This is a genomic window from Actinomadura litoris, from assembly GCF_009733595.1.
In the GTDB taxonomy this organism is placed as follows: Bacteria; Actinomycetota; Actinomycetes; order Streptosporangiales; family Streptosporangiaceae; genus Spirillospora; species Spirillospora litoris.
In genome coordinates this window covers 109,638-135,453 of the sequence record NZ_WOFH01000017.1, presented here as the reverse complement: position 1 = coordinate 135,453, position 25,816 = coordinate 109,638, and the positions used below count along the sequence as shown (strand labels likewise).

Genomic DNA, 25,816 nt, shown 5'->3' with positions numbered 1-25,816 from the left:
ATGGGCTCCGGGTCGTGGGGCACCACGTTCGCGAAGATGCTGCACGACGCGGGCGGCGAGGTGACCCTCTGGGGCCGCCGCGCCGAGGTCGTCGAGGCGATCAACGAGCGGCACGAGAACCCCGACTACCTGCCCGGGGCCGCGCTGCCCGAGGCCGTCCGCGCGACGACCGACCCGGCCGAGGCCCTGGCGGGCGTCGACTTCGTGGCGCTGGCCGTCCCGGCGCAGACGCTCCGCGCGACGCTCGCCCCCTGGGTCCCGCTGCTGCCCCCCGGCGCCATCCTGGTCAGCCTGATGAAGGGCGTCGAGCTCGGCACCACCCGGCGGATGTCGGAGGTGATCCGGGAGGTCGCCGACGTCCCGCAGGAGCGGGTCGCGGTGTTCAGCGGCCCGAACCTGGCGCGCGAGATCGTCAGCGGCGAGCCGAGCGCGGCGGTCGCCGCGTGCGAGGACGAGGACGCCGCGCGCGGCCTCCAGGCCGCCACCATGACCCCCTACTTCCGCGTCTACACCTCCACCGACGTGATCGGCGTCGAGCTCGGCGGCGCGGTGAAGAACATCGTCGCGCTGTGCGTCGGGATGTCGGTCGGGCTCGGGTTCGGCGCCAACACCCAGGCGCTGCTGATGACCCGCGGCCTCGCCGAGATCGCCCGGCTGGGCGCGGCGCTCGGCGCCGACGAGCACACCTTCGCCGGGCTCGCCGGGATGGGCGACCTCGTCGCGTCCTGCGTGTCGCCGCTGGCGCGCAACCGCACGTTCGGCGAGAACCTCGGCCGCGGCATGACGCTGGACCAGGTGACCGCGGTCACCAAGCAGACCGCCGAGGGCGTCAGGTCCTCGGAGGCCGTGCTGGAGCTGGCGCGCAAGCACAACGTGGAGATGCCGATCACCGAGGCGGTGACGGCCGTCCTCTACCACGGCATGCCGATCAGGGAGGCGGCGATCTCGCTGATCTCGCGCGCCCCCAAACCGGAACGCTACGGAGTCTGAAAAGGGGACGATCCGGGGCGGTACGCGGCGGGCGCCGCGTTCGTGACCGCCCCGGGTGATCCCCGGTAGGGTCTGGCCTCATGTCCCAGGTTTCTCGCAAGACCCGTGTCGCGGTGGTGTTCGGCGGGCGCAGCTCCGAGCACGCGATCTCCTGCGTCACCGCGGGCGCGGTGATGGCCGCCATCGACCGGGACCGCTATGAGGTGCTGCCGATCGGCATCGCCCGCGACGGCCGCTGGGTGCTCCCGCCCGCCGGCATCCGCCTGGCGATCGAGGACGGGCGGCTCCCCGAGGTGACCGGTGACGGCAGCGCGCTCGCGCTGCCGTTCGACCCCGCCGCCGGGGGGCTGATGGTCGTCGAGCCGGGACGGGTGCCGAGCACGCTCGGCGACGTCGACGTGGTCCTGCCGCTGCTGCACGGCCCCTACGGCGAGGACGGGACGATCCAGGGCATGCTCGACCTGGTCGGCGTCCGCTACGTCGGCGCGGGCGTGCTGGCCAGCGCCGTCGGCATGGACAAGGGCTACATGAAGCTCGTCTGGCAGGCGCGCGGCCTGCCCGTCGGCCCGTACGCGCTGATCGGCGACCGGGAGTGGCGGCGCGAGCGCAAGCGCGTGGTCGACGAGGTGAAGGAGCTCGGGCTGGCCGACGGCCGCCCGGTGTTCGTCAAGCCCGCGCGCGCCGGGTCGAGCATGGGCATCACCCGCGTCACCACCGAGGACGCGCTGGAGGCCGCGGTCGAGGCGGCCCGCGAGCACGACCCGAAGGTGATCGTCGAGGCGGCGGTCGAGGGCCGCGAGATCGAGTGCGGCGTCCTGCAGGGCCTGGACGACGGGCCGCCCGACGCGAGCCTGCCCGCCGAGGTCACCATGGCCGGCGGCCACGACTTCTACGACTTCGAGACCAAGTACCTCGACAGCGCGACCAGCATGACGATCCCGCCCGACCTGCCGCCCGCCGCGATCGAGGAGGTGCGGCGGATCGCCGTCCAGGCGTTCGAGGCGCTCGACTGCGAGGGCCTCGCCCGGGTCGACTTCTTCTACACCCCCGAGGGCCGCTGGATCCTCAACGAGATCAACACGATGCCGGGGTGCACCCCGACGTCGGCGTTCCCGAAGATGTGGGCGGCCACCGGCCTGGACTACCCGGCCATGGTCGACCGCCTCATCCAGACCGCCCTGCACCGCCCGACCGGCCTGCGCTAGGTCCGGGCTCGGCGAGGCCCCGGCTCAGCGCTGGGCGAAGGGCAGCCAGGCGCGGTCGGCGAGGGTGGCGGCGTCGGTGGCGCGGGCGCCCGCGTCCGAGAACGTCCACAGCGTGCCGCCGACCATCAGCGAGCGCTGGACGGAGCCCTCGCCGTTGCCCTCGCCGTTGCCCTCCTCGTGCCGGACGGCGCCGACCTTGGTGATGCCCGACCCGGTGACCTTCAGCGCGAGCGCCTCGCCCGCGCCGGTCTCGGGGCGCGACACCGGGACGACGGTCAGGCCGGTCGAGGGCCAGTACAGGAACGCGTGCGGCTCGAAGTCGCTCGCGGACGCGGCGCCCGGCAGCCGGTAGGAGGCGACCCGGCGCGGCTCGCCGCCGACGTCGAACAGCGAGGCCAGCAGGCCCGTCGTGCGGCCGGAGGCGTCGGCGTCCCGGCCGATGCCGAGGATCTTGCCGTCGGCCGTCGGATGCAGGTACGCCGAGTATCCGTTGATCTTGAGTTCGCCCTTGACGCGCGGGTGGCGCGGGTCGTTCAGGTCGATCACGTACAGCGGATCGACCTGCCGGAACGTCACGACGTAGGCGGTGGCGCCGATGAAGCGGACGGAGTGGATCCGCTCGCCCTTGCCGAGCCCGGCGACGCGTCCGACCTGGTCGAGGCGGGGGCCGTTGCGCCCGAGGACGTAGAGCGTGCTCTCGGTCGCCGGGGGCTGCGTGCCGGGTTTCGGCGGTGCCGTGGCCGTCGTCGCCACCCGCAGGTTCCCGCCGTGCTCCGAAAGCGCGTACTGGTTCAGCAGCGTGCCGGGCACCGAGCCGGACGCCACGTAGCGGGGCCGTCCCGCGCCGCGCACGTCGAACATGTGGACGTCGGTGTGCTGCGACCGCGGCGCGGCCCCCTTGCGCGGGAGGCCCACCAGGGACGGGGGAGTGCCGGTCACGTACAGGCTCGACCCGTTGCCGTAGACGGTCTCGCCGTCCGCCGCGATCCCGACCGGCGACGGGTCGCCGAGCCCGCGCGACAGGTCGAGGGTCAGCACGCTGAGCATCGACGTGCCGGTGTAGGAGGCCGGGCGGCTGACCTGCCCGCACGGCGCCCGGTAGGTCTTGGCGGCCGAGCCCTCGCCCACCGTGAAGCCGGGCAGCCAGGCGTCGAGCGGCGCCTTCCGGACGATCTCCCGGTTCCGCTCGGTCGCCTTCCGCCCCGAGTCCTGCTGCGTGCGGGGGTCGCGCGAGGGCGCCGGGAAGTCGATCCGCGGCGTCGAGCGCACCACGACCCGCGCGACCGAACCGGTCATGCGCGCGTCCACGTAGACGGTGTCGGACGTCATCGAGCCGATCACCTTCGGCGCGCCGGAGAGGTCGACCAGCGTCAGGACCGTCTGCGGGCGCGGCGGCCCCGGACGGGGCGCGTCCTCCGCACCGGCGCTCGGCCGCAGCCCGTCGTACATCACCATCGGGGTGCGGGGCGTGAGCACCAGCGCGCGGTCGCCGCTCAGCAGCAGCCGCGCGTTCGTGCTCGCGGCCCGGTACCCGTCGCCGCCCGGGAGCCCGAGCGTGTGCGCGACCTTGCGCGTCGCCGGGTCGATGACCTGGAGGCGGCCCCGGGCGAGCGCGACGATGCGGCGGCCGTCGGTCTTGACGAGGTCGGGCTCGTCGGCGCCCGCCTCGTGGACGTTGGTACCGGAATGCTGGGGCGCGCTCCGTCCGGCGTCGGCGGGCGAGGGGCCGGGGACCGCGCCCTTGGTGATCGCCGTCTCGCCGTCCCCCGTGGCGAACGGACCGTAGGGCTCGGGGACGCCGAGCCCGAACGGGCCGACGCGTTCGGCGGCCGCTTGGCGCAGGCCGTCCAGGAGCGCGTCGCAGCCGTCGTAGGAGACGAGCCGCATGGGCGGCGCCGCCACCGCCTCGTCGTCGGAGGCGGAGGACCCTGAACATCCGGCGAGCAGCAGGGGCAGGGTCGCGGCCGATGCGAGGGGAGCGTAGATGCGGGCACGCATTGACGTTGGACGCCCCCGGAATGCCCGCGGTTCCCCGTTCGCGAAAAACATCCGGACTCTACGGTCGCGCGAGTGTCTTCCGTATTGGCCGATGGTCCGGATATGTCAATCTTGGAGTGCCCGACCCCACGTCCAGAGGAGCACCTGCCTTGCCGACCGAACTGCCGGGCCGGATCGGCCCCTACCGGGTGGTGGACCGGCTCGGGGAAGGCGGCATGGGGACGGTGTACGTCGGTCTGGACGACGACGGCCGCAAGGTCGCGATCAAGGTGATCAGGCGCGAGTACGCGGCGGACCGGCAGTACCGGGCGCGGTTCGAGGCCGAGGTCGCGGCGGCGCAGCGCGTCCGCCCCTTCTGCACCGCGCCCGTCCTGGACGCCGACCCGGGCGCGGAGCCGCCGTACCTGGTGACCGAGTTCGTCAACGGCCCGAGCCTGGACGACGCCGTCGCCAAGGACGGCCCGCTGCGCGGCGCCGACCTGGAGGCGGTCGCCGTCGGCATCGCCACCGCGCTGACCGCGATCCACGACGCGGGCGTGGTGCACCGCGACCTGAAGCCCTCCAACGTGCTGCTGTCCACGTTCGGACCGCGCGTGATCGACTTCGGCATCGCCCGCTCGATGGACGGCACGCGCCTGACAGCGACCGGCGGCATCATCGGCACCCCCGCGTTCATGGCGCCCGAGCAGCTGAACGGCCGGGGCGCGACCCCGGCGTCGGACGTGTTCGCCTGGGGCGCGACGGTCGCGTTCGCCGCGCGCGGCGGCCCCTGCTTCGGCGGCGACTCGATCCCCGCGGTCATCCACAGCATCATCAGCGGCGAGCCGGACCTCGGCGGGCTCGGCGGCACGCTGCTGGAGGCGGTGCGCGGCGCGCTCGCCAAGGACCCGGCGGGCCGTCCGTCCGCCCAGGAGCTGCTGGACCGGCTCATCTCCAGCGGCGCGTCCCGCCAGACCCCGAGAACGCCGCCGCCGCGGCACACGCAGGCGCCCCCGCACACGCAGGCGCCGGCCTCCTCGCCGACGCCGCCTCCGGGCTTGTCATCCACGCCGCCGCCTCCGGGGCCGGCGCCCGCGCTGGCCGAGGGGGAGGCGCAGGCGCTCGTCGAGCGGCAGTACCGGCAGGCCGCGCAGGCGGGCGACCCGGCCGCGATGCGGAACCTGGCCGTCCTGCTCAGCCAGCAGGGGCGTACCGCCGAGGCCGAGACGTGGAACCAGTACGCCAACGCCGTCGCGGCCCGCGCCTACCCGCAGAGCACCGGCTACGGCGGGTACGCGCCCCAGACCCAGCCCGCGCACCCGGCGCCACCCCCGCAGGCGCACCCGCACCTCAAGAACCCGCACGCCAAGCCGCCCTACAACCACGCGGCGATCTACTCGCTGTCGTTCGGGCTGGTCGGGCTGATCACGTGCGGGCTGCCGTCCATTCCGGCGATCATCGCGGGCCACATCGCCTGGGTGAAGATGCGGCGGACGGGCGAGCGCGGCGCGGGCATGGCGGTCACCGGGATCGCGCTCGGCTGGGTCATGGTCGCGTTCTGGGCGCTGGTCGCCTTCGGCATGTCGCTGCCGGACGAGCCCACCCCCTGAGCCGACGAACAAATGGGTTGCCCGGGGCGCCCCCGTCCTGGCACCGTGGACTGCGTCGGCCCGTCCAGGACGGGCCCGCGAGACCCTGAGAGGAGGACCGGCCATGGAACGTCTCCGCTATCGACTGCGACTGCGACTTCCCGAGGCGTCGTACGCCCGCCCCGGCCGGTATCCCCTCTCCTAGAGGCCCTGGCCGAGCCGCCGCGAGTGACGCCTTGTCGAGCGACCTTGCGGCTCTACCCCAACCGGCAGAGGGACCACTCTCAGGAAGTGGACGCTCCGGGTTCGAATCCCGGGAGCCGCACGCATGCCCCTGTAGTCCAACGGCAGAGACGGCAGCATGAGGTGCTGTGCGATGCGGGTTCGAATCCTGCCAGGGGTACGACGCGGGTCCCAGCTGGGCCTGTGCGCGGGGCGGCGCCGACGCGGGAGAGTCGGGCCTGGCTGTAACCCAGGTGCTTCGGCTGAGCGGGTTCGAATCCCACCCGCCCCACATGTTCGCTTTCTCCGGTTTGGGGGTCTGACCTGGGGGCACTCCGTAGCCACATGCGCTGTGTCGGCCTGTGATGACGGGGGGCGACCATGGGCTTCGGACGACGGCACGTGCTCGGGGGAGCGGCGGTCCTGTGCTGCGCGGTGGCGTGCGGCGGCGGCGGGGGCGGCCCTAAGACGACGCCGCTGCCGATGCAGCAGAGCGGCTTGGCCGTGGGCGGGGACGCCCAGTCCCAGGCGACGGACGTGGCCCAGACGCGCGTCTCCGACCGGCAGCTCAAGAAGATCGCGGCGGCGTGCCGCAAGGCGGTGGAGATCACCGACCCCGGCTCCGACCCGTGCGCCCGCGCCATCCAGGAACAGATGAAGCACCGGAGAGATTGCCACCCGGGATCAAACTGCGTGACGTTGAAGCAGATCGCCAACACGAGCGGCATGCCGAGCAGCGTGAGCGGTAACCAGGGGCTCGCCGCCGTCACGGCCGGCAGTTGCGGGACGTTGCCGTGCGTGATGGTGGGGATCCGGAAGCTGGGAGATCTGTACAAGGTCGCCGCGACCACCCCTCCCGGTGCCTCTCCGAAGAACACGCCGACGGAGCACTCGCCGACCAAGCCCACACCGTCGGGGGATGATTCGTCGACGGAGTCCGCGGGGCCGTCCGGGGCGCCGACGGAGTCGGACACGGAGGAGGCTCCGAGCGGGCCGGGCCCCTCCGGCGGGACGACGCACGAGGAGAACCCCGGAGACGGCGGCGAGCCCGAGCACAACGGGCCGGGCCCGGACACGAGCCCCTGACCGGTGGCGGTCGGAGCCGCCGGTGAGCCCGGCGACGACAGGGCGATCGGCCGGCTGGTCGAGATCGCCGGGCGGGTGCTGGCGTCCACCGGCGTGCTCACGGCGATCCTGTACTACTTCGGGTACGTGCGCGAGCAGGCCCTGTTCGCCTACTTCGGGATCGACCTCGGCACGGTCGGGTTCACCACGACCGACTACCTCGTGCTGAGCGCGGGCCCGGTGTTCTCGCCGCTGGCGACGGTGATGGTCGCCGGGATCGGGGCGCTGATCCTCCATCATCTACTCGTCCACCTGCTGCGGGACGCGGGGGCGCGGGCGCGCCTGGCGGTGTGCGTGGGGCTGACGGTCCTCGCGTTCACGCTGCTGACGATCGGCGCCGTCAGCCTGCGCCGGCACGCCGACAACGCCGTCAGCGGCCCCTACCTGTCGCCCGCCGCGCTCGGCGCCGGGACGCTCCTGCTGGAGTACGTCGCGGAGGCCGCGACGCGGTACGGCGTCGCGCGGGGCGGATGGTCGGAGACGCTCGCGGTGACACGGGCGGTCCGCCGCCTGCTGCTGATCGCGCTCGCGCTGATCGCGGCGTTCTGGGCCACGGCCAACGCGGCGCAGCAGCACGGCCTCGACGCCGCGCGCGCCGTCGAGTTGTCGCTGCCGACCCGTCCGCAGGCGGTCGTGTACGCCAGGAACCGGTTGCACATCACCGGACCGGGCGTCGCCGTGGTGCGGCTGGGCGGCACCGACGCCTCGTTCGGGTACCGCTACAACGGCCTGCGGACGCTCGCGCACACGAAGGGGCGCTGGTTCCTTCTCCCGGCCGGATGGACGCGCGACAACGGGGCGACGGTCGTGCTGCTGTCGGACTCCGCCGACGGCGTCCGCGTGGACCTGGCGCCCTGAGGCGATCGCCGCCCGAGGGTCAGATCTGGCCCTCGGGCTTGGTCGGGATCGTCGAGGTGATCGCGCCGCTCAGCTCGATCAGCACGTCCCCGGCCGGGTTGTACTTCGCCGGGACCGTCACCTCCACGTACGCCTGCCGCGCGACGGCGGTGAACGTCACGGGGCGGCCGGTCGGCTGCCCGAACCAGGAGATGCCGTTGATGTCGACGAGCTGCGACTCCGGGTGCAGCGCGGCGGGCCTGCCGACGCCGCAGCGCAGCGCGATCGCGGGGGAGCCCCACGCGGCCGTGAGCGGGGAGTCGGGGGAGGCGTCGCGGCGGGACAGCCCGTGGACCTTCTCCGGGAGCCGGAGCCCCTCGCACAGGCGTGCGGTCGCCGCGTCCGGCTTGGGGACGGGGATCTCGACCGCGCCGTCGCCGCAGGCCGCCGCCAGCAGCCCGGTCCCGGCCAGCAGCGCAGCCCGGGGCGCGGCCCTAGATATGAACGATCGGACAGGTGAGGGTGCGGGTGATCCCCTCGACCGACTGGATCTGCGCCACGACGAGCTTGCCCAGCTCGTCCACATTCCGCGCCTCCGCTCGGACGATCACGTCGTAAGGGCCCGTGACGTCCTCCGCCAGGGTGACACCGGTGACGCCGGCGATCTCACCGGCGACCTCGGCCGCCTTGCCCACTTCGGTCTGGATGAGGATGTAGGCCTGCACCATCACGTCCTCCCCGGGCGGAGAATTAGCCGTCGAACGGTCACCGTATCGTGTTACCCGCCACCGCGGGCGCCCGGGGTACCGGACACTTTCCGGAGCGCCATCGGGGGCCGCGAACAGAACGGAACCGGACGTCCGGGAGCGCGGGCGGTGGGACGGCACGGGGAGTCGGGGCGGATGGGCACCATCGGGGAGCTGGGCGAGTTCGGGCTGGTCGGCCGGCTGACGCGGCGGCTGCCGCAGGGGCCGGACGTGCTGCTCGGGCCCGGTGACGACGCGGCGGTGGTGGCGGCGCCCGACGCGCGCGTCGTCGCCACCACCGACCTGCTCGTCGAGGGGCGGCACTTCCGCCGCGACTGGTCCGGTCCCTACGACATCGGGCGCAAGGCCGCCGCGCAGAACCTCGCGGACGTCGTCGCGATGGGCGCGCGGCCCACGGCGCTGCTCGTCGGGCTCGCGGCCCCGCTCGACACCGGCGCGGACTGGGCCGAGCGCCTCTACGACGGGCTCGCCGACGAGTGCGCCGCCGCGGGCGCCTCGGTCGCGGGCGGCGACGTCGTCGGCGCGAGCGAGATCACACTCGCGGTCACCGCGCTCGGCGACCTGGGCGGGGCGCCGCCGCTCACCAGGTCCGGCGCGCGTCCCGGCGACGTCGTCGCGGTGCGGGGGAGGCTCGGCTGGTCCGCCGCCGGGCTGGCGCTGCTCGCCGCCGGAGGCGGCGGCCCGGCCGAGCTGATCGCCGCGCACCGCCGTCCGGCGCCCCCCTACGAGGCGGGCGCGCAGGCGCGGGGCCTCGGCGCGACCGCGCTGCTCGACGTCAGCGACGGGCTCGTCCAGGACCTCGGGCACATCGCCGCCGCGAGCGGGGTGCGGATCGAGATCGGGTCGGCGGCGCTGCCGGTCCCGGAGATCCTCGGCCCGGACGGGACGCGCCACGTCCTCACCGGAGGGGAGGACCACGCGTTCGCCGGAACGTTCCCCGCGGAGGCCGTCCTGCCGTCATCCTGGAGTGCGGTGGGGGTCGTCACCGAGGGGGCGGGGGTGCTGGTGGACGGGCGCGATCCGGGTCCCGGAGGCTGGGACCACTTCCGCGTGTGAAGCCATGGGAAACCGCCGGTGTCGGCCGGTGCACGTTCCCGCATCTGGTAGGCATGTTCGGTACTGCTTTGGTATACATCCTGTGATCGAAGAGGAATGGGATGGGACGACACACCAAGCTCGACCAACCGGACGACGAGCCCGTACCGGACGCGCGGGCGTCCGCCGGACCGTTCTTCGGTGCTCCCCCGGGTTCGTCCTACGACGCCTTCTCCGGTCCGGCCGACGACCAGGTGTTCGTGACCTCCTACGACCGCCCCGCCGCCGAGAGCCCGGCACCGGCACCGGCCGCCCCCGTCCTCCCCGAGGCCGAGCCGTCGGCCAAGGGACGCGCGGCCCGGATGCTCGCGGTGATGCCCGTCCCGCTGCTGCCGATCGTCGCGCTCGTCGTCGCGGTCGGCGTCGTCGCCTACGCGCTCAGCACGCAGCAGATCTCCCTCAACTTCGCCGGCGGCGCCCCCAAGGAGTCGGCCCACGGCCCCCGTGACAGCCCGGTCTCCCAGCGCGGCCCGGGGCAGCGCGCCAGCCGGGGCGCGGGCCGGCCCGACGGCGTCGTCGTCGCGTTCCGCGTCCAGTCCCGGACGGCGCGCACCTTCAAGGCCACCGCCACGGTCACCAACAAGGGCCAGGCGGCCGTCCCGCGCTGGGCGCTGGCCTTCAAGATCCCGAACGTGTCGGTCCGCGCGGTGAGCGGGGCGACCGTCGTGCGGACCGGGGCGTCCCCGTTCGTGCGCGGCCGCGGCACGATCGCGCCCGGCGAGTCCGTCCGGATCGTCTTCACCGCGACCGGCACCGCCAGGAAGCCGACCTACTGCGTGCTCAACCGGCTGGCCTGCACGCTCGTCTAGGGACGATCCGCCATAAGCTGGACGGCATGCAGCAGAACCCGCCGCCGTCGCGCCCGCAGGCCCCGCCGCTCGTCCTCACGATCGCGGGCTCGGACTCGGGTGGCGGCGCCGGGATCCAGGCCGACCTGAAGACCATGCTCGCGCTCGGCGTGCACGGGATGAGCGTCGTCGCCGCCGTCACCGCGCAGAACTCGCTCGGCGTCCAGGGCTACTGGGAGCTCCCGCCCGAGGCGGTCCGCGCGCAGCTCGACTCCGTGCTGTCCGACATCGGCGTCCACGCGCTGAAGACCGGCATGCTCGCCTCCTCCGCCCTCGTGGAGATCGTCGCCGAGGCGCTGGAGGGCAGCGACGCCCCCTCCGTGGTCGACCCGGTCGGCGTCTCCAAGCACGGCGACTCCCTGCTCGCCCCGGACGCGGTCGCCGCCGTCCGCTCCGCCCTGCTGCCGGCCGCGACCGTCGTCACCCCGAACCTGTACGAGGTCGAGCAGCTCACCGGCGTCAAGGTCGTGGACGAGTCGGGCCTGCGCGAGGCCGCCGAGGCGGTGAAGGCGCTCGGCCCCGACTGGGTCCTGATCAAGGGCGGCCACCTCCCGGGCGAGGCCGCCGACCTGCTGTTCGACGGCGAGCACGAGCACCGCTTCACCGCGCCCCGCCACGACAACCGGCACACCCACGGCACCGGCTGCACGCTCGCGTCCGCGATCGCCTCCCACCTCGCCCAGGGCGACGACGTCCCCACGGCCGTCGGCCGGGCCAAGGACTACGTCACCGGCGCGATCGCCGCCGGATTCCCCCTCGGCGCGGGCATCGGCCCGGTGCACCACGGCTGGAGGATGTAACCGCGACCGTTTTCGCGCATGCGAAAGTCGGCCCATCGGGAAAATCCGATGAGCCGACGGGGTGCCCCGCTCAGACGGTGGGCTTGACGATCTTGCCGGCCTTGATGCAGGACGTGCAGGCGTTGATCCGCTTGGTGCTGCCGTTCACGACGGCGCGCACGCGCTGGATGTTGGGGTTCCAGCGGCGCGGGGTGCGGCGGTGCGAGTGGGAGACGCGCATGCCGAAACCGGGTCCCTTGCCGCAGACGTCGCAGACGGAAGCCACGGGAAACTCCAAGTGGGTGTCGATGCTCTGAACCGGAGCGCAGCCGCCCGAGCGGGCCGGGGCGTCATGGGCGCTCACTGATGGCGCCCCAGGACGAGGCGCACGAATCAGAGTAGCCGACCGTCCACCACGTAGGCGAATCGGTCCGTGCCTCCGGTCCGGCTCGTCCGGCCACGGGATTCCCGTCCGTGCCATGGGCTAGAAAAGGGGGCGTGGCGAATCTCGACGAGCCGTTGCGCAAGGTTCTCGGCGACAAGACGGCCAAGGTGCTGGAGAAGGGCCTCGATCTGGCGACGGTCGGCGACCTCCTGCACCACTATCCGCGCCGCTACGCCCACCGGGGCGAGCTGACCCCGCTGAGCGGCCTGGCCGACGGCGAGCACGTCACGGTGATGGCCGAGGTCGTGAAGGTCCAGGGCCGCACGCTCACCCGCAACCCCGGCTACGTCCTGGAGATCACCGTCACCGACGGCACCGGGCAGCTCAAGCTGAGCTTCTTCGGGCGCAAGGGCTCCTACCGCCCCGAGAAGGAGCTGGCGCCCGGCACTCGGGGCCTGTTCGCCGGGAAGATCAGCACCTACGTGCCGCGCGGCGGGAACGTGCAGCGGCAGCTCACGCATCCGCAGTACAAGGTCGTCGAGGAGAAGAGCGCCGAGCAGGCCGCGCAGGAGTGGGCCGACGAGATCATCCCGATCTACCCGTCCACCAAGGGGCTGGCGATCGAGACGATCGGCACGTCGGTCGGGATGGTGCTGGACCAGCTCGACCTGCCCGCCGACCCGATGCCCGAGGCGCTGCTGCGCCGCCGCCACCTGATCGGGCTGCGCGAGGCGTACGAGGGCATCCACCGCCCGAAGTCCTGGGAGGAGCTGGGCCGCGCGCGGGCCCGGCTGAAGTGGGACGAGGCGTTCGTCGTCCAGACCGCGCTGGCCCAGCGGCGGCTGGCGGCGGCGGCGCTTCCCGCGACGCCGCGCCCGCCCTCGTTCGGCGGCGTGCTCGCCGAGTTCGACGCGCGGCTGCCGTTCGAGCTGACCAAGGGGCAGCGCGAGGTGGGCGAGGAGATCGCGGCCGACCTCGCGTTGGAGCACCCCATGCACCGGCTTCTCCAGGGCGATGTCGGCGCGGGCAAGGCCCAGCCTCTGGACGCGCGGGTATTGACGCCGCGCGGATTCCGGAGAATGGGGGAGATCTCCACGGGAGACGAGGTGATCACGCCCGGGGGCGAGGTCACGGTCGTCACGGGCGTCTTTCCCCAGGGGGAGCGCGATGTCTATCGCCTCGTCTTCTCCGACGGCACTGCGGCGGAATGCGACGACGAGCACCTGTGGGCGGTCGAAAGCGATGGCGGGCGGCGGGTGGTGACGACGCGCGAGCTGCGCGGCGGCCTTCTCGGAGAACGCACGTGGTACCTGCCCGCCATTGAGGCGCCCGAGCTGGATTCGTTGCAGGACCGCCCCGACGATCCCTACGAGCTGGGGGTCCGGCTCGCCGGGGCGGGGCGGGAGGGCGTGCCTCCGGGCTGTCTGGTCGCCCCGGTCAAGGAGCGCCGCGCGCTGCTGCGAGGGCTGCTGGACGCGGGCGCCACGACGCACGGGCCCGAAATCGCCTTCGTCTCCGCGTCCGAACGGCTGGCGGAGGACGTCGCGTGGCTCGCGCGGTCGCTCGGCGGTCACGCGCGCTGCCGTCCCGCGGCGGAGGCGGGCCATTGGACGACCGAGGTCACGCCGAGAGGGCGCGAGCCGAAACGCAAGAGCGTCGACGCGATCGAGTACGTGGGGCGCGAGCACGTCCAGTGCATCTCGGTCGCCCATCCCGGCCGCCTCTACGTGACCGACGGCTGGACGCCCACCCACAACACCGTCGTCGCGCTGCGGGCGATGCTGCAGGTCGTGGACGGCGGCGGGCAGGCCGCCCTGCTGGCGCCCACCGAGGTCCTCGCGCAGCAGCACCACCGGTCGATCACGGCGATGCTCGGCGACCTCGCGCAGGCGGGGCAGATCGGCGGCGCCGAGCACGCGACGCGGGTCGCGTTGCTGACCGGCTCCCAGGGGGCGAAGACGCGCAAGGCCGCCCTGCTGGACGCGGCGTCCGGCGGCGCCGGGATCGTCGTCGGGACGCACGCGCTGCTCCAGGAGAGCGTCCAGTTCGCCGACCTCGGCCTCGTCGTCGTGGACGAGCAGCACCGGTTCGGCGTCGAGCAGCGGGACGCGCTGCGGGAGAAGACCGGCGGCGGGCGCCCGCACGTCCTGGTCATGACCGCCACGCCGATCCCCCGCACGGTCGCGATGACGGTCTTCGGCGACCTGGAGACCTCCGTGCTGGGCCAGCTCCCGGCGGGCCGGTCGGAGATCAGGACGCATGTGGTGCCGCCCGAGCGCCCGGCGTTCCTCGCGCGCACCTGGGAGCGCATCCGCGAGGAGGCGGCCGAGGGGCGGCAGGTCTACATCGTCTGCCCGCGCATCGGCGGGCAGGAGGGCGACGAGGGCGACGGCGAGCCGGTCGAGCAGGAGCCGGATCGCCGCTCCCCGCTCGGCATCATGGAGCTGCTGCCGAGGCTGGAGGAGCTGCTGGCGGGGCTGCGCGTCGGCGTCCTGCACGGCAAGCTGCACCCCGACGAGAAGGACGCGGTCATGCGCCGCTTCACCGACGGCGACCTCGACGTCCTGCTGGCGACCACGGTCATCGAGGTCGGCGTGGACGTGCCGAACGCGACCGTCATGGTGATCATGGACGCGGACCGGTTCGGCGTCTCCCAGCTCCACCAGCTGCGCGGCCGGGTCGGGCGCGGCTCGCTGCACGGCCTGTGCCTGCTGGTGACCGACGCCGAGCCGGGCAGCAAGGCCAGGGAGCGGCTGGACGCGGTGGCCTCCACGACCGACGGGTTCCGGCTGTCGCGGCTCGACCTGGAGCAGCGCCGCGAGGGCGACGTGCTCGGCGCGGCGCAGGCGGGGCGGGCGTCCAGCCTGCGGCTGCTCACGCTCCAGAAGGACGAGGACGTCATCCGCGACGCCCGCGAGGAGGCGACCGCGCTGGTCGAGGCCGACCCCGGGCTGGAGGCCCATCCGGGCCTCGCCGCCGTCCTGGACGCGCTGCTCGACGAGGACCGCGCCGGATTCCTGGAGAAGGGCTGACGCGCCGCGTGGCGATGGCGCGGTCGAAAGCTTCCGATATTTCCGATTGATTAAGTTGACTTATGTCGCGGCCAGGGTGAGGATTGACCGCGTGAAGCCGAGTGAGTCCCTGACCCACCGCCGCCACGTCGATCTCCGGCGCCAGGCGAGCGCCCTGTGTTCGCGTCGCTGATCCCGACCCTTTCTCAGGATCCGACGGCGCACAGGAGGCCGCACATGACGATCACACAGGGGCCCGGGCCGACCGCCCGCGTCCTCGAAGTCCATCGCATCAAGAGTCCCGCACTGGACGACGTGGAGCTGTACCTCCGCGACACCGAGCCCGAGGTCCGCGCCGCCGCGCTGAAGGTCCTCACCGGCGAGGCGCGCAAGGGCGGCGCGCCGCACGGCACCGGCGACACGCTCGCCTGGGCCCTCGCCGACGAGCACGAGGACGTCCGCCGCGTCGCCGCCGACGCGCTGCGCGGGCTGCCGGAGCTGTTCCTCGGCGACGACGGCGTCGCCGCGCTCCAACTCGCCGCCGCGCGCGGCCGGGACGCCTTCGTCCGCGAGACGGCCGCCGACCTGCTGGAGATCCTCGTCCGGGGCGCCGCCGAGCTGTACGCCCAGGGCCTCCAGGAGGACGAGCCGCACGTCAGGATCCAGGCCGTGCTCGGGCTCGTCGCGCTGCGCGCGGTGGCCGAGGTCGCCGCCGCCGCCGACGACCCGTCGCGGGAGGTGCGGGTCGCGGTGGCCGAGGGCCTCGCCCGGCTGCCCCGCCCCGCGAGCCTCGACGCGCTGGAGGTCCTGCTCGCCGACCACGACCCCGTCGTGCGGATGGCCGCCCTCGACACCGCCGCCGAGCTGGGCGTCCCGCCGCAGCTGGAGGGGCGGGTGATCACCTCGACCGCGCACACGGGCTGGCAGGTGCGCCGGCGCGCCGTGCTGGCGCTGGCCGCGGCCGGGCCCGAGGTGGCCGTCGAGCCGCTCGTCCGGGCCCTGCGCGACCGGACCGTGGACGTGCGGCGCGCCGCCGTCCAGGCCCTTGAGCAGTGGGCGGGCGACCACCCCGAGGTGGTCACCGCGCTCACCGAGGCGCTCACCGATCCGGACCCGGGCGTGCGCACCCAGGTCCGCTGGGCCCTCGCCTGACGACCTTCCTCTGGTACCTCGCTGGTTCGGGTACCGCGCTGGGTGCGGGTCGCCGGTGGTTTGGGCTGGGGCACCGGCGGCCCGCGGCGCGGATTCGGTCAGGATCGAGTATTTCGGTCAGGTCCGGACTATTTCGGCCAAAAAGGTAACGCAGGATAGAACTCGGAAAACTCACCGTAATTCAGCAACGGAGAACACTCGGTCGATCACGGACGTCTAACGAGTGCCGGGCGGCGGGAGCCCCCGGTGCTCGCGCGGGTAGGGAGCCCGTGGCGGGTCCGCGCGCGACGGAGGTGTGCCCGATGGCGGCCGTTGGCCCCCTGCTGCCGGACGACCCGGCGCGGCTCGGCCGCTACGCGCTGGTCGGACGGCTCGGCGAGGGCGGCCAGAGCATCGTCTACCTGGGGCGCCGCGACGACGGCGGGCAGGCGGCGGTCAAGCTGCTGCGCGCCCGGTTCAGCCGGAGCCCGCAGTGGCGGGCCCGGTTCGAGCGCGAGATGAAGGTCATCGGACGCGTGGCGGGGTTCTGCACCGCGCAGGTCATCGACGCCGACTTCTCCGGCGACCTCCCCTACGTCGTCAGCGAGTACGTCCCCGGGCCCTCCCTCACCGGCCTGGTCGCCGAGCGGGGCCCGCGCACCGGCACCGACCTCGACCGGCTGGCGATCGGCACCATCACCGCGCTGGCCGCGATCCACCGCGCCGGGATCCTGCACCGCGACTTCAAGCCGTCCAACGTGCTGATGGGCCCGGACGGCCCGCGCGTCATCGACTTCGGCATCGCGCGCGTGCTCGGCCCGGCCGCGACGCGGGGCAGCGGCGTGGTCGGCACCCCCTCCTACATGGCGCCCGAGCAGGTCGCCGACGGCGAGCTCGGCACCGGCGTCGACCTGTTCGCCTGGGGCGCGACGCTGCTGTTCGCCGCGACCGGGCGGCACCCGTTCGGCAACGACACGATCTCCGCGGTCTTCCACCGCGTGCTGCACTACGAGCCCGACATGTCCGCGCTGCCGGAGTCGCTGCGCGGCGTCGTCGCGGCGTCGCTGGAGAAGGACGCGGCGCGCCGTCCGCAGGCGCAGCAGGTGCTCCTGGACCTGCTCGGACGCCAGGCGCCGTTCGCGCCCGAGGACGAGGGGGCGCTGAGCACCGGCGCGCACCTCGCCGATCCCGCGTTCGCGGGCCCCACCGGTCCGGCCGCCGACCCGCGCACCTCGCGCACCGCGCCGACCGCCGGGCGGGCGGGCGGCGGCGGGGCACCGGCGGGGGAGGCGACCGTCGCGCCGGGGCTGCGCCGGTTCCCGCGCCGGTTCCCGCGGCGGATCGCCGCGGTCGCGGCGCCGCTGCTGCTGGTCGCCGCCGCCGGGACGGCCTTCGGGCTGATGGCGGGCGGCTCGTCCGGCGACCCGCGCCCGCCGCGGGTGCCCCCGGTGGCGCCGCCCGCCTCGGCCGCCGCCGCCGTCGCGCCCGCCGCCACCGCGATCACGGCCGTGCTCAGCTTCGACCACACCGCGGTCGAGCGGGACGTCGCGGCGGCTCACCGGCTGTCCACGCCCCGGTTCGGCGCCGACTACGACCGGCAGCTCGCCACCCGCGACTACCTGGACCAGCTCCGCGACAAGCGGGGCTCGGTCGCCGCCACCGTCGTGGACTCCGCCGTCGTGTCCGCCGGGGGCGACCGCGTCACCGTCCTGTCGTACGTGCGGCGGACCGTCCGGGCGCGGGACGCGCGGCCGGGCGAGCTCCAGAACCCGATGCGGGCGACGATGGTCCGGCAGGGCGGCGGCTGGCTCCTCGACTCGCTCTACACGCTCAAGGCGGGCTCCGCGCGGGCCGACACGGCGGGCACCGCGTGGCCGGACGGCCCGGCGCGCGGCGCGCTGGACGCCGTGGCGCGCGACACCTCGCTCGCGGCGGTGACGCCGGTGGAGGAGGGGCTGCGCGCCGGACCGTCCCCCGACCAGGCCGTCGCGCTGGTCACCGTCGGCGAGTGCGCGCGGGGCGCCTGCGACGACGGGGACGCGGTGAGCTTCCGCCGCCTCACCCTGCGGCGCGACGGCTCCGGCTGGAAGGTCGTGGCCTCGCGCCGGCTGTGAGGAAAGGCGACGGGGCGCCCCCGCCCCGGGGACGCCTTGTCGCCGGGCGCGCGGCGCCGGTCAGGACTCGCGGACGCGCCGCCTGCGGGTCGCGGCGACCGCCGCGCCGCCCGCGAGCACCGACGCGAGGCCGAGCGCGGCGAGCGGGAGCGCGCCGGTGCCGGTGAACGGCAGGGCACCGGGCCGCGCGATCGTCCCGGCGGCGGCCGGTGCCGAGCCCATCGCCGGGGAGGGCAGCTCGGGCAGCGGCGGCGAGGAGGAGGGCGGCAGGCCCGGCGGCACCGGGGCCGGGCCGGGCGGTGTCGGCCCCGGCGGGGTCGGGCCCGGGGGCGTCGGCGGGGTCGGCGGTGTGGGAGGCGTCGGGGGAGTGGGGGGCGTCGGGGCCTGCGCGCAGCCCGAGCCGACGCACGCGCCGGCCGCGAGGTTCACCGACAGCGGCGCACCGCCCGCGGGCTGGACGCGGACGCCCGCCCCGACGTTGGCCGACAGCAGCGGCTCGCCGGCGGCCAGGGTCGTCGCCTTCCCGCCGCCGGACGGGACGGAGAGGGCCGCGCCCGCGTTGAGCCGCGCGCCGAGCCCGCCGCCCGGTGTGTCGAGGCCCGCCCCCGCGTCGAGGCCCAGGCCCGTGGTCCTGGTCCGCTCGCCGTGGCCCAGCGCCAGGCGGAGGCGGAGGTCGAGCAGGGGAGCGGCGGACTTCGGCTTCGCGGTCGCACGCCTGACCGGCGCCGCCCTCTTCGCCGCCTTCTTCGGCGCGGCGGTCGGCCTCGCCTTCGCCTTCGCGCCGGTGATGCGCGCGGACGTCGTCCTGGCGGGCTCGGTCCTGGCGGGCTCGGTCTTGGCGGGGGTCTCGGGCGCGAGCAGCGCACGGACGGCCGGCAGCGGCCGATCGGCGGACTGCTCTGCGCCCGGCCGGGACGCCTCGGCGTGTGAGACGCCGCTCATCGCGGCGACGCCGAGAACCGTCGCGCCGGCGGTCACCGCCAGTCTCCTGCCTTGGGGCACGAGGGGCTCCTGAGGATAGTGGGTGCACAACCTGCGAGCACGTTGACACGACTGGTAGTCGAGGTAAACAGCGGCCGCCGCATTTGGGCTGAGATTCACGACGAACACCGATCGGTTTTGTCGAGGTTTCTCCGAAGCGCCTGCTTGTATGGAGCCGTGGCTGAACGATCATGGTGTCGCCGGGCGGGCGCCGCCGGGATACTTGAGGCATGACGAGGGTCATCGCGGGCAGTGCGGGCGGGCGGCGGCTGGCCGTCCCGGCGGGGCGGGACACGAGGCCGACCAGCGACCGCGCGCGGGAGGGCCTGTTCTCCACCGTCCTCGCCCTCCTCGGCCCGCTGGAGGGGCTGCGCGTCGCCGACCTCTACGCCGGGTCCGGAGCCGTCGGCCTGGAGGCGCTGTCGCGCGGCGCCGCGCACGCCCTGCTGGTCGAGTCGCACCCCCGCGCGCTGAAGGTCGTCCGGCAGAACGTCGGCGCGCTGGGGCTGCCCGGCGCGGTGCCGAGCGGCGACAGGGTCGAGCGGCTCGTCCGCCGCCCGCCCGACCTGCCCTACGACCTGGTCTTCGCCGATCCGCCGTACGCGCTGCCGGACGCGGAGGTCACCCTGCTGCTGGAGAACCTGCGCGACCACGGCTGGACGGCGCCGGACGCGCTCGTCGCCGTCGAGCGCGCCGCCCGGGGCGCCGCGCTGCGCTGGCCGGACGGCTACACCCCCGAACGCGACCGCCGCTACGGGGAGGCGGTCTTCTGGTACGGGCGCGCGACGGGTCACCGCGCCGCGGACGGGTAGGAGTCGCGCATGAGGCCGGGCGTCGACCGTGCCGTGGGGCGCACCTGGATCATCTCGATCCTGATGATCATCGCGCTGCTGGCCAACATCACCTATGTGCAGGGCTTCCAGGCGCAGGACCTGCGGGACGACTCGCTCAACGCGCGCCAGTTCGAGGACCGCAACAAGATCGAGCGCGGCCCGATCGTCGCCGACGGCCAGCGGCTCGCCTGGTCCGAGCCCGTCGGCGGCGACGACAGGAAGTACCAGCGGCACTACAAGCAGAGCGAGGTGTTCGCGCCGATCACCGGGTACTTCTCGCCGTTCTCCCAGACGGGCCTGGAGAACGCGGCGAACCACGTCCTGGACGGCACCGACGCGCGCCTGGCCACCACCAGCTTCGTCGACAAGCTGCTCGGCAGGCACGTCCCCGGCGGCACGGTCGAGGCCACGATCGACGTCCGGGCCCAGCAGGCCGCCTACGCGGCGCTCCAGGGCTCCGGCGCCCGCCGCGGCGCCGCCGTCGCGCTGGACGCCAGGACCGGCGCGATCCTGGTCATGGCCTCCACCCCGTCCTATGACGCCAACGACGTCTCCGTCCTGGACGGGAAGCAGGCCGGGAGGGTCTTCGAGCGGCTCAACCGCGAGCGGCTGAAGCCGCTGCTGAACAAGGCGACGAGCGAGCTGTTCCCGCCGGGGTCCACGTTCAAGACCGTGGTCGCCGCGTCCGCGCTCGCGAACGGCGTGGACGCCGGGACGGGGGTGCGGGCCGGGCGCTCCTACCGGCCGCCGGGCGCCGGGCAGGCGATCAACAACGACGCCGGCGACATCGGGGGCCAGTGCGACCTGCCCGAGATCCCCCTGATCGACGCCTACGCCCAGTCGTGCAACACCACGTTCGCCTACATGGGCGCGCAGGAGCCGGGCAACGGCGCCGTCCACGAGCGCGCCGCCGCCTTCGGCTTCGGCAGGGGGGTCGAGATCGAGCCCGGGATGCGGAGCGCCGCCAGCTCGTTCCCCGAGACCGACCAGCCCTCGCTCAGCGCGCTCGGCTCCATCGGCCAGGGCAGCACGGTCGCCACCCCGCTCCAGATGGCCATGGTCGCCGCCGGGGTCGCCAACGGCGGGAAGGTCATGCGGCCCTACCTGATCGCCAAGGAGAAGGCGGCCGACGGGCAGGAGATCGGACGCGGCGCGCCGAAGCGGCTGGCCACCGCGCTGACCTCCGAGCAGGCCGACCAGGCGCAGGAGATGATGAGGGCCGTCGTGCAGAAGGGCACCGGCAAGTCGCTGCGCGGCTCGTCCGTCCTCGGCGGCAAGACCGGGACCGCCGACGTGGAGGGCGCCCCCTACAACGACCGCTGGTTCATCGGCTTCGGGCCGCGCCCGGACGCCCGGTACGCCGTCGCGGTGATGACCGAGGCGGACGGCTACGGCATCGAGTCCGGGCCGATCGCCGCCAGGATCATCGACGCGCTGGGGGACTGAGCCTCCCGGCGGAGGGCCGGGTGTGGGGCGCGCCCACCCGGTTTGGTACGTTCGCGCCGCAGGTCAGAAACCGGGACCGAAGGGGTTCACCTCGTGCGCCGTGTCGTCTGTCCGGGATCGTTCGACCCCGTCACCAATGGGCACCTCGACATCATCAGCCGAGCCTCCCGCCTCTATGACGAGGTGGTCGTCGCCGTGCTGATCAACAAGAGCAAGAAGAGCCTGTTCACCGTCGAGGAGCGGGCCGAGATGATCGCCGAGGTGACCGCGGAGTACGGCAACGTCACGGTGGACACCTTCTACGGCCTCACCGTGGACTACTGCCGCGAGCAGGACATCCCCGTGATCGTCCGGGGGCTGCGGGCCGTCAGCGACTACGAGTACGAGTTGCAGATGGCGCAGATGAACCACCGGATCGCCGGGGTCGAGACGCTGTTCATGGCGACCAATCCCGAGTACGCGTTCCTGTCCTCCAGCCTGATGAAGGAGGTCGTCAGGTTCGGCGGCGACATCTCCGGGCTGGTCCCCGACAGCGTCCACGACCGCCTGGTGGCGCGCCTGCGCGAACGGGACTGAGGGCCCCCGGCCCCCGGAACGGACTGGTCAGTGGGGCGCGAGTTGGGCCATCGGCGCGCGTTCGGTACCCTGGGACATCGGCCATCACCGGCGGCCGCCGTCCGCCGTGCCTCACGAAAGCAGGATTCCGCTGTCTCGCCTCGACCCCAAGGCCCCGCTCGTGCTCGACACCCGAGCTCTCAGCAGGCAACCCGGGTCGTCGAAGGACAAGCGCCTGTCCGTGCCGGCACCGGAGGACTTCGGCGTCGAGATGGTGGGCGTCCCCGAGGGCGCCGCGATCGAGCTGGATCTGCGGTTCGAAGCGGTGCTGGAGGGGGTGCTCGTCACCGGCACGGCGACGGTCCCCCTGGAGGGGGAGTGCGCCCGCTGCCTCGACCCGATCGCCTCGACGTTCGAGGCGCGCTTCCAGGAGCTCTTCGTCTATCCTGACACCCGCTCCGGCGGGCACGCCGGAGACGACGAGCTCCAACTAGAGGACGACCTGGTCGACCTCGAACCGGTGCTCCGGGACGCGGTTCTGCTCACGCTGCCGCTGTCGCCACTGTGCCGGGACGACTGTCCCGGCCTGTGCCCCGACTGCGGCGTCCGGCTCGCGGACGCCGGGCCGGATCACCACCACGAGACCGCCGACCCCCGGTGGGCGGCGTTGCAGGGCCTGGCCGGCGGCGTGGCGCCGGCGCCCCCGGAGGGGGGACGCGGCGACGCCGGGTCCAGCGGTTCAACCGACCGACGAGAAGGAAAGCAGGAGGGCTGACGTGGCCGTCCCGAAGCGCAAGAAGTCGCGCAGCAACACGCGGCACCGTCGTTCCCAGTGGAAGGCCACCGCGCCGACCCTGGTCGACTGCCCGACGTGCCGCGACAAGAAGCTGCCGCACACCGCGTGCGCGTCGTGCGGCACCTACGACCGGCGGCAGGTCATCGCTCCGTCGGCCTGAGCTTTTCGCATCCCGGGGGCGGATCCGCGCGAACGGCGCGGCCCGCCCCTTGAGGTGCGCGGGCACCCGACCACCCCGGCGCGTGACGTCGGCGTGGTGACCGGCGCGGCGACCTGCGCCCGGAGCCGTGGTGCACGCCGGGATCAACCGACCGGCGCGCACCTCGTCTTCGCGGAGCCGGCGTCCCGGGGCTGACCCCGGACGTCGCGGCCCGAGCCCGGCGGCTCCCGTCTCGGGGGCCACCGGTCTCCGGCCCGTTCCCGTGCCCGTCCGTCCTCGCCGCAGCGGCCGAACCGGCCGCACGCGCCACAACGGCGACCGCGCCCGAGCGCGGCGCCACGGCCTGCGAGGAGGGCCTGTGAGCGGAAAGAAGAGCGACCCCACGCGCGACCGCGCGGAACTGACCCGCGCGCTCGGTGTCGAGGTCACCGCCGAGCTGCTCGAACGCGCGCTGACGCACCGTTCGTACGCCTACGAGAACGGCGGCCTGCCCACCAACGAGCGCCTGGAGTTCCTCGGCGACTCGGTGCTCGGGCTCGTCGTCACCGACACCCTGTTCCGGGGCCACCCCGACCTGCCCGAGGGGCAGCTCGCCAAGCTGCGCGCCGCCGTGGTGAACATGCGGGCGCTCGCGGGCGTCGCCCGCGCGCTCGGCGTCGGCGCGCACATCCGGCTCGGCCGGGGCGAGGAGGGCACCGGCGGCCGGGACAAGGCCTCGATCCTCGCCGACACGCTGGAGGCGCTGATCGGCGCGGTCTACCTCGACCGCGGCCTGGACGAGGCGTCCGCGCTGGTGCACCGGCTGTTCGACGCGCTGATCGACCGTTCGGCGGGGCTCGGCGCCGGGCTGGACTGGAAGACCTCGCTGCAGGAGCTGACGGCCGTCGAGGAACTCGGCGTCCCCGAGTACCACGTCGCCGAGAGCGGCCCCGACCACCAGAAGACGTTCCGCGCGTCCGTCCGGGTCGGCGGGACCACCTACGGGGCGGGGGAGGGCCGCAGCAAGAAGGAGGCCGAGCAGCACGCCGCCGAGGCCGCCTGGAACGCGATCCGCGAGATCGTCGTCCAGCGCGCCCCGGAGGCGCCGCGGCATGGGGCGGCCGCCGCGCCGGCCGCCCCGCCCGCCGCTCCGTCCAGTGCCCCGTCCAGCGCGCCGCCGGGCACTCCGGCGGGGGATGCGCCGTCCGGGAACTCGCGGCCCGCCGGGCTCGCCGGTGCCTGAGCTTCCCGAGGTCGAGGTCGTCCGGCGCGGGCTGGAGCGCTGGACGACCGGGCGGACCGCCGCCTCCGCCGAGGTGCTGCATCCGCGGGCGGTCCGCAGGCACGCGGCGGGCCCGGCCGACTTCGCCGGGCGCCTCGCCGGGCGCACGATGCTGGCGCCGCGCCGCCGGGGCAAGTACATGTGGCTGCCGCTCCAGGACGCCTCGTCCGAGGCGGCGCCGGGTGAGGCGCTGCTGGCGCACCTCGGCATGAGCGGGCAGCTGCTCATCGGCGACCCCGGGCGCGAGCGCGAGAAGCACCTGCGGGTCCGCGTCGCGTTCGCCGACGGCGGCCGCGACCTGCGGTTCGTCGACCAGCGGACGTTCGGCCACCTCATGGTCTGCGACCTCGTGCCGGACGCGTTCGGCGGGCGCGAGGGGGGCGCCCCGGCCCTGGTCCCCGAGCCGGTCGCGCACATCGCCGCCGACCCGCTGGAGGACGCCTTCGACGCGGAGGCGTTCTTCCGCGCCCTGCGCCGCCGCAGGACCGGGATCAAGCGGGCGCTGCTCGACCAGTCACTGATCAGCGGGGTCGGCAACATCTACGCCGACGAGGCGCTGTGGCGGGCGAGGCTGCACTGGGCGCGGCCGACCGAGACCCTGACCCGGGCGGAGGCCGCGCGCGTCCTGGAGGGCGCCAGGGAGGTCATGGGCGCCGCCCTGGCCGTCGGCGGCACCTCCTTCGACAGCCACTACGTCGACGTGAACGGCGACAGCGGCTACTTCGAGCGGTCGCTGGACGCCTACGGCCGCCGGGACGAGCCGTGCCGCCGCTGCGGCACCCCGATCCGCCGGGACGTGTTCATGAACCGGTCGTCCTACAGCTGCCCGACGTGCCAGCCCCGCCCGCGCCGGGCAAGGTACTAGCGCGAGGGGACGCGGCGGGGAACGGTGACCGGGGGAGCGATGGACGAACGACACGACGAGACCGAGACCGAGGTTGTGCGGCTGACGGCCTGGGTCCGGGGCCGCGTGCAGGGCGTGGGGTTCCGCTGGTGGGTGCGGGCGCGGGCGCTGGAGCTGGGCCTGGAGGGCAGCGCGACGAACCTGCGGGACGGACGGGTGGAAGTGGTCGCCGAGGGCCCGAGGCCGGCCTGCCGGCGGCTCCTGGACCTGCTCAGCGCGGACATGAGCGCCGAGGCGGCCGCCGGCACCCCGCCCGCCCCCGTCGTGTCGCGGGACCGCCCCCTCCGCCCGGGGCGGGTGAGCGGGGTGACCGAGCGCTGGAGCGCGGCGCGCGGCGGCGTCGCCGGATTCCAGGAACGGTGATCGGGTAGGGATTTCCGGTTTGTACCTGCTAAACTAGAGGAGACAGGTTGTTACCGGCCTGTGATGTGCGTCTTGACCAGGACAGCGGCCGGTGCGACTCTAGACGATACGCGCACCGGCTTCAGTTGCTTCTTGTGCGCGATCCCTGCTGGTTACTCAGCGTGGAGGACCCTTAGTCATGGCGAAGGCTCTACTCGGCCACGTCGGCGGTCCCGACCCCCGGATGGTCGCGGAGATGCGGCGCCTTCAGCAGCGCGTACGCGACCTGGAGGCCGAACTCGTACGGCTCCAGGCGGAGAACGACGCGCTGGCGACGGCGACGGACGACGACGTGATGTCGCTTGCGGTGAAGGACCGTGAACCGGCGCTGACCTGATCGGCGCCTTCTTCTCGAAAGTGGACAGGGACGCCCTGACAAGGCGTCCCTTCTGTTTGCCGTCGC

Annotated in this window: 25 protein-coding genes, 3 tRNA genes and 2 pseudogenes; 25 read left to right on the top strand and 5 right to left on the bottom strand. The window is 74.2% G+C overall.

Features of this window, described 5'->3' with window-relative positions:
* Complete coding sequence (locus GNZ18_RS36265; RefSeq protein WP_156221369.1) at nt 1-990, top strand: NAD(P)H-dependent glycerol-3-phosphate dehydrogenase; 990 nt, start codon at nt 1-3, stop codon at nt 988-990.
* An 80-nt stretch (nt 991-1,070) separates the two neighbouring features.
* Nucleotides 1,071-2,195, top strand: a complete 1,125-nt coding sequence (locus GNZ18_RS36260; RefSeq protein ID WP_156221288.1) for a D-alanine--D-alanine ligase family protein — start codon at nt 1,071-1,073, stop codon at nt 2,193-2,195.
* 24 nt (nt 2,196-2,219) lie between these two features.
* Here GNZ18_RS36260 and GNZ18_RS36255 read toward each other — a convergent pair whose 3' ends face one another.
* Nucleotides 2,220-4,193 (bottom strand): beta-propeller domain-containing protein, encoded by a 1,974-nt coding sequence (locus tag GNZ18_RS36255; protein WP_156221286.1) that lies wholly within the window; start codon nt 4,191-4,193, stop codon nt 2,220-2,222.
* Between the two features lie 149 nt (nt 4,194-4,342).
* Between GNZ18_RS36255 and GNZ18_RS36250 the strand changes: the two genes are divergently transcribed.
* The 6 genes from GNZ18_RS36250 to GNZ18_RS36225 all read left to right on the top strand — a co-directional run bounded on the left by GNZ18_RS36250 (nt 4,343) and on the right by GNZ18_RS36225 (nt 7,966).
* Nucleotides 4,343-5,782, top strand: a complete 1,440-nt coding sequence (locus GNZ18_RS36250; RefSeq protein ID WP_173390995.1) for a protein kinase domain-containing protein — start codon at nt 4,343-4,345, stop codon at nt 5,780-5,782.
* Between the two features lie 230 nt (nt 5,783-6,012).
* Nucleotides 6,013-6,086: transfer RNA gene (locus GNZ18_RS36245), tRNA-Leu, on the top strand.
* Between the two features lie 5 nt (nt 6,087-6,091).
* Nucleotides 6,092-6,164: transfer RNA gene (locus GNZ18_RS36240), tRNA-Leu, on the top strand.
* Between the two features lie 29 nt (nt 6,165-6,193).
* Nucleotides 6,194-6,275 (top strand) — tRNA-Tyr (locus GNZ18_RS36235).
* Nucleotides 6,276-6,364: 89 nt separating this feature from the next.
* On the top strand, nt 6,365-7,069 hold the full coding sequence (locus GNZ18_RS36230; protein ID WP_156221282.1) for a hypothetical protein: 705 nt from the start codon (nt 6,365-6,367) through the stop codon (nt 7,067-7,069).
* 3 nt (nt 7,070-7,072) lie between these two features.
* Entirely contained in the window at nt 7,073-7,966 is an 894-nt protein-coding gene (locus GNZ18_RS36225; protein ID WP_156221280.1) for a hypothetical protein, read from the top strand.
* Between the two features lie 19 nt (nt 7,967-7,985).
* Here the strand turns inward: GNZ18_RS36225 and GNZ18_RS36220 are convergent, their stop codons facing one another.
* Both GNZ18_RS36220 and GNZ18_RS36215 read right to left on the bottom strand, forming a co-directional pair.
* The gene (locus GNZ18_RS36220; RefSeq protein WP_156221278.1) at nt 7,986-8,531 is read right to left on the bottom strand and encodes a DUF3515 domain-containing protein; all 546 of its coding nucleotides are present in this window, start codon (nt 8,529-8,531) and stop codon (nt 7,986-7,988) included.
* The gene (locus GNZ18_RS36215; RefSeq protein WP_156221276.1) at nt 8,440-8,673 is read right to left on the bottom strand and encodes an Lrp/AsnC family transcriptional regulator; all 234 of its coding nucleotides are present in this window, start codon (nt 8,671-8,673) and stop codon (nt 8,440-8,442) included. Before GNZ18_RS36215 ends, GNZ18_RS36220 begins: the two co-directional genes overlap by 92 nt.
* Before the next feature lie 174 nt (nt 8,674-8,847).
* Here GNZ18_RS36215 and GNZ18_RS36210 point away from each other — a divergent pair, with 174 nt between their 5' ends.
* The 3 genes from GNZ18_RS36210 to thiD all read left to right on the top strand — a co-directional run bounded on the left by GNZ18_RS36210 (nt 8,848) and on the right by thiD (nt 11,455).
* Entirely contained in the window at nt 8,848-9,768 is a 921-nt protein-coding gene (locus GNZ18_RS36210) for a thiamine-phosphate kinase (protein WP_156221274.1), read from the top strand.
* Between the two features lie 101 nt (nt 9,769-9,869).
* Nucleotides 9,870-10,616 carry a cellulose binding domain-containing protein gene (locus GNZ18_RS36205; protein ID WP_246251116.1) on the top strand — a complete coding sequence of 249 codons (747 nt, stop codon included), beginning with the start codon at nt 9,870-9,872 and terminating at the stop codon, nt 10,614-10,616.
* 26 nt (nt 10,617-10,642) lie between these two features.
* Complete coding sequence (gene thiD / locus GNZ18_RS36200) at nt 10,643-11,455, top strand: bifunctional hydroxymethylpyrimidine kinase/phosphomethylpyrimidine kinase (RefSeq protein WP_156221272.1); 813 nt, start codon at nt 10,643-10,645, stop codon at nt 11,453-11,455.
* Between the two features lie 70 nt (nt 11,456-11,525).
* Here the strand turns inward: thiD and rpmB are convergent, their stop codons facing one another.
* Complete coding sequence (gene rpmB, locus GNZ18_RS36195; protein ID WP_067632165.1) at nt 11,526-11,720, bottom strand: 50S ribosomal protein L28; 195 nt, start codon at nt 11,718-11,720, stop codon at nt 11,526-11,528.
* A 188-nt stretch (nt 11,721-11,908) separates the two neighbouring features.
* Here rpmB and GNZ18_RS42795 point away from each other — a divergent pair.
* The 5 genes and pseudogenes from GNZ18_RS42795 to GNZ18_RS36180 all read left to right on the top strand — a co-directional run.
* Nucleotides 11,909-12,439: pseudogene (locus GNZ18_RS42795) on the top strand (OB-fold nucleic acid binding domain-containing protein); the annotation flags it as partial.
* Nucleotides 12,440-13,576: 1,137 nt separating this feature from the next.
* Nucleotides 13,577-14,851: pseudogene (locus tag GNZ18_RS42790) on the top strand (ATP-dependent DNA helicase RecG); the annotation flags it as partial.
* A 76-nt stretch (nt 14,852-14,927) separates the two neighbouring features.
* Entirely contained in the window at nt 14,928-15,023 is a 96-nt protein-coding gene (locus tag GNZ18_RS44175; RefSeq protein ID WP_376766298.1) for a putative leader peptide, read from the top strand.
* Nucleotides 15,024-15,067: 44 nt separating this feature from the next.
* On the top strand, nt 15,068-15,982 hold the full coding sequence (locus tag GNZ18_RS36185; RefSeq protein WP_156221266.1) for a HEAT repeat domain-containing protein: 915 nt from the start codon (nt 15,068-15,070) through the stop codon (nt 15,980-15,982).
* Nucleotides 15,983-16,284: 302 nt separating this feature from the next.
* Nucleotides 16,285-18,075 (top strand): serine/threonine-protein kinase, encoded by a 1,791-nt coding sequence (locus GNZ18_RS36180; RefSeq protein WP_156221265.1) that lies wholly within the window; start codon nt 16,285-16,287, stop codon nt 18,073-18,075.
* A gap of 60 nt (nt 18,076-18,135) precedes the next feature.
* Here GNZ18_RS36180 and GNZ18_RS41590 read toward each other — a convergent pair whose 3' ends face one another.
* On the bottom strand, nt 18,136-19,053 hold the full coding sequence (locus tag GNZ18_RS41590) for a hypothetical protein (RefSeq protein WP_216651558.1): 918 nt from the start codon (nt 19,051-19,053) through the stop codon (nt 18,136-18,138).
* Nucleotides 19,054-19,286: 233 nt separating this feature from the next.
* On the opposite strand from GNZ18_RS41590, the gene rsmD reads away from it, so the two are divergent.
* From rsmD to GNZ18_RS36130, 9 genes are all read left to right on the top strand, one after another.
* Nucleotides 19,287-19,868 carry a 16S rRNA (guanine(966)-N(2))-methyltransferase RsmD gene (gene rsmD / locus GNZ18_RS36170; RefSeq protein WP_156221263.1) on the top strand — a complete coding sequence of 194 codons (582 nt, stop codon included), beginning with the start codon at nt 19,287-19,289 and terminating at the stop codon, nt 19,866-19,868.
* Nucleotides 19,869-19,877: 9 nt separating this feature from the next.
* The gene (locus GNZ18_RS36165) at nt 19,878-21,335 is read left to right on the top strand and encodes a penicillin-binding transpeptidase domain-containing protein (protein WP_156221261.1); all 1,458 of its coding nucleotides are present in this window, start codon (nt 19,878-19,880) and stop codon (nt 21,333-21,335) included.
* 93 nt (nt 21,336-21,428) lie between these two features.
* On the top strand, nt 21,429-21,911 hold the full coding sequence (gene coaD / locus GNZ18_RS36160; protein ID WP_214620715.1) for a pantetheine-phosphate adenylyltransferase: 483 nt from the start codon (nt 21,429-21,431) through the stop codon (nt 21,909-21,911).
* 160 nt (nt 21,912-22,071) lie between these two features.
* Entirely contained in the window at nt 22,072-22,665 is a 594-nt protein-coding gene (locus tag GNZ18_RS36155; protein ID WP_214620716.1) for a YceD family protein, read from the top strand.
* A 1-nt stretch (nt 22,666) separates the two neighbouring features.
* Nucleotides 22,667-22,846, top strand: coding sequence for a 50S ribosomal protein L32 (gene rpmF, locus GNZ18_RS36150; RefSeq protein ID WP_214620717.1), 180 nt, complete (start codon nt 22,667-22,669; stop codon nt 22,844-22,846).
* 358 nt (nt 22,847-23,204) lie between these two features.
* Nucleotides 23,205-24,068 (top strand): ribonuclease III, encoded by an 864-nt coding sequence (rnc, locus tag GNZ18_RS36145; RefSeq protein ID WP_312874943.1) that lies wholly within the window; start codon nt 23,205-23,207, stop codon nt 24,066-24,068.
* The gene (gene mutM, locus GNZ18_RS36140) at nt 24,061-24,972 is read left to right on the top strand and encodes a bifunctional DNA-formamidopyrimidine glycosylase/DNA-(apurinic or apyrimidinic site) lyase (RefSeq protein ID WP_214620718.1); all 912 of its coding nucleotides are present in this window, start codon (nt 24,061-24,063) and stop codon (nt 24,970-24,972) included. The genes rnc and mutM overlap by 8 nt, the downstream gene beginning before the upstream one ends.
* Nucleotides 24,973-25,011: 39 nt before the next feature.
* Nucleotides 25,012-25,374, top strand: coding sequence for an acylphosphatase (locus GNZ18_RS36135; protein ID WP_156221256.1), 363 nt, complete (start codon nt 25,012-25,014; stop codon nt 25,372-25,374).
* Between the two features lie 178 nt (nt 25,375-25,552).
* Nucleotides 25,553-25,750 (top strand): hypothetical protein, encoded by a 198-nt coding sequence (locus GNZ18_RS36130; protein WP_021598747.1) that lies wholly within the window; start codon nt 25,553-25,555, stop codon nt 25,748-25,750.
* Nucleotides 25,751-25,816 lie beyond the last annotated feature (66 nt).

Coding starts and splice junctions, on each gene's coding strand:
- GNZ18_RS36265 (WP_156221369.1), top strand. CDS start 1: ATGGGCTCCGGGTCGTGGGGCACCACGTTCGCGAAGATGCTGCACGAC.
- GNZ18_RS36260 (WP_156221288.1), top strand. CDS start 1,071: ATGTCCCAGGTTTCTCGCAAGACCCGTGTCGCGGTGGTGTTCGGCGGG.
- GNZ18_RS36255 (WP_156221286.1), bottom strand. CDS start 4,193: ATGCGTGCCCGCATCTACGCTCCCCTCGCATCGGCCGCGACCCTGCCC.
- GNZ18_RS36230 (WP_156221282.1), top strand. CDS start 6,365: ATGGGCTTCGGACGACGGCACGTGCTCGGGGGAGCGGCGGTCCTGTGC.
- GNZ18_RS36220 (WP_156221278.1), bottom strand. CDS start 8,531: ATGTGGACGAGCTGGGCAAGCTCGTCGTGGCGCAGATCCAGTCGGTCG.
- GNZ18_RS36215 (WP_156221276.1), bottom strand. CDS start 8,673: ATGGTGCAGGCCTACATCCTCATCCAGACCGAAGTGGGCAAGGCGGCC.
- GNZ18_RS36210 (WP_156221274.1), top strand. CDS start 8,848: ATGGGCACCATCGGGGAGCTGGGCGAGTTCGGGCTGGTCGGCCGGCTG.
- GNZ18_RS36205 (WP_246251116.1), top strand. CDS start 9,870: ATGGGACGACACACCAAGCTCGACCAACCGGACGACGAGCCCGTACCG.
- thiD (WP_156221272.1), top strand. CDS start 10,643: ATGCAGCAGAACCCGCCGCCGTCGCGCCCGCAGGCCCCGCCGCTCGTC.
- GNZ18_RS36185 (WP_156221266.1), top strand. CDS start 15,068: ATGACGATCACACAGGGGCCCGGGCCGACCGCCCGCGTCCTCGAAGTC.
- GNZ18_RS36180 (WP_156221265.1), top strand. CDS start 16,285: ATGGCGGCCGTTGGCCCCCTGCTGCCGGACGACCCGGCGCGGCTCGGC.
- rsmD (WP_156221263.1), top strand. CDS start 19,287: ATGACGAGGGTCATCGCGGGCAGTGCGGGCGGGCGGCGGCTGGCCGTC.
- GNZ18_RS36165 (WP_156221261.1), top strand. CDS start 19,878: ATGAGGCCGGGCGTCGACCGTGCCGTGGGGCGCACCTGGATCATCTCG.
- GNZ18_RS36135 (WP_156221256.1), top strand. CDS start 25,012: ATGGACGAACGACACGACGAGACCGAGACCGAGGTTGTGCGGCTGACG.
- GNZ18_RS36130 (WP_021598747.1), top strand. CDS start 25,553: ATGGCGAAGGCTCTACTCGGCCACGTCGGCGGTCCCGACCCCCGGATG.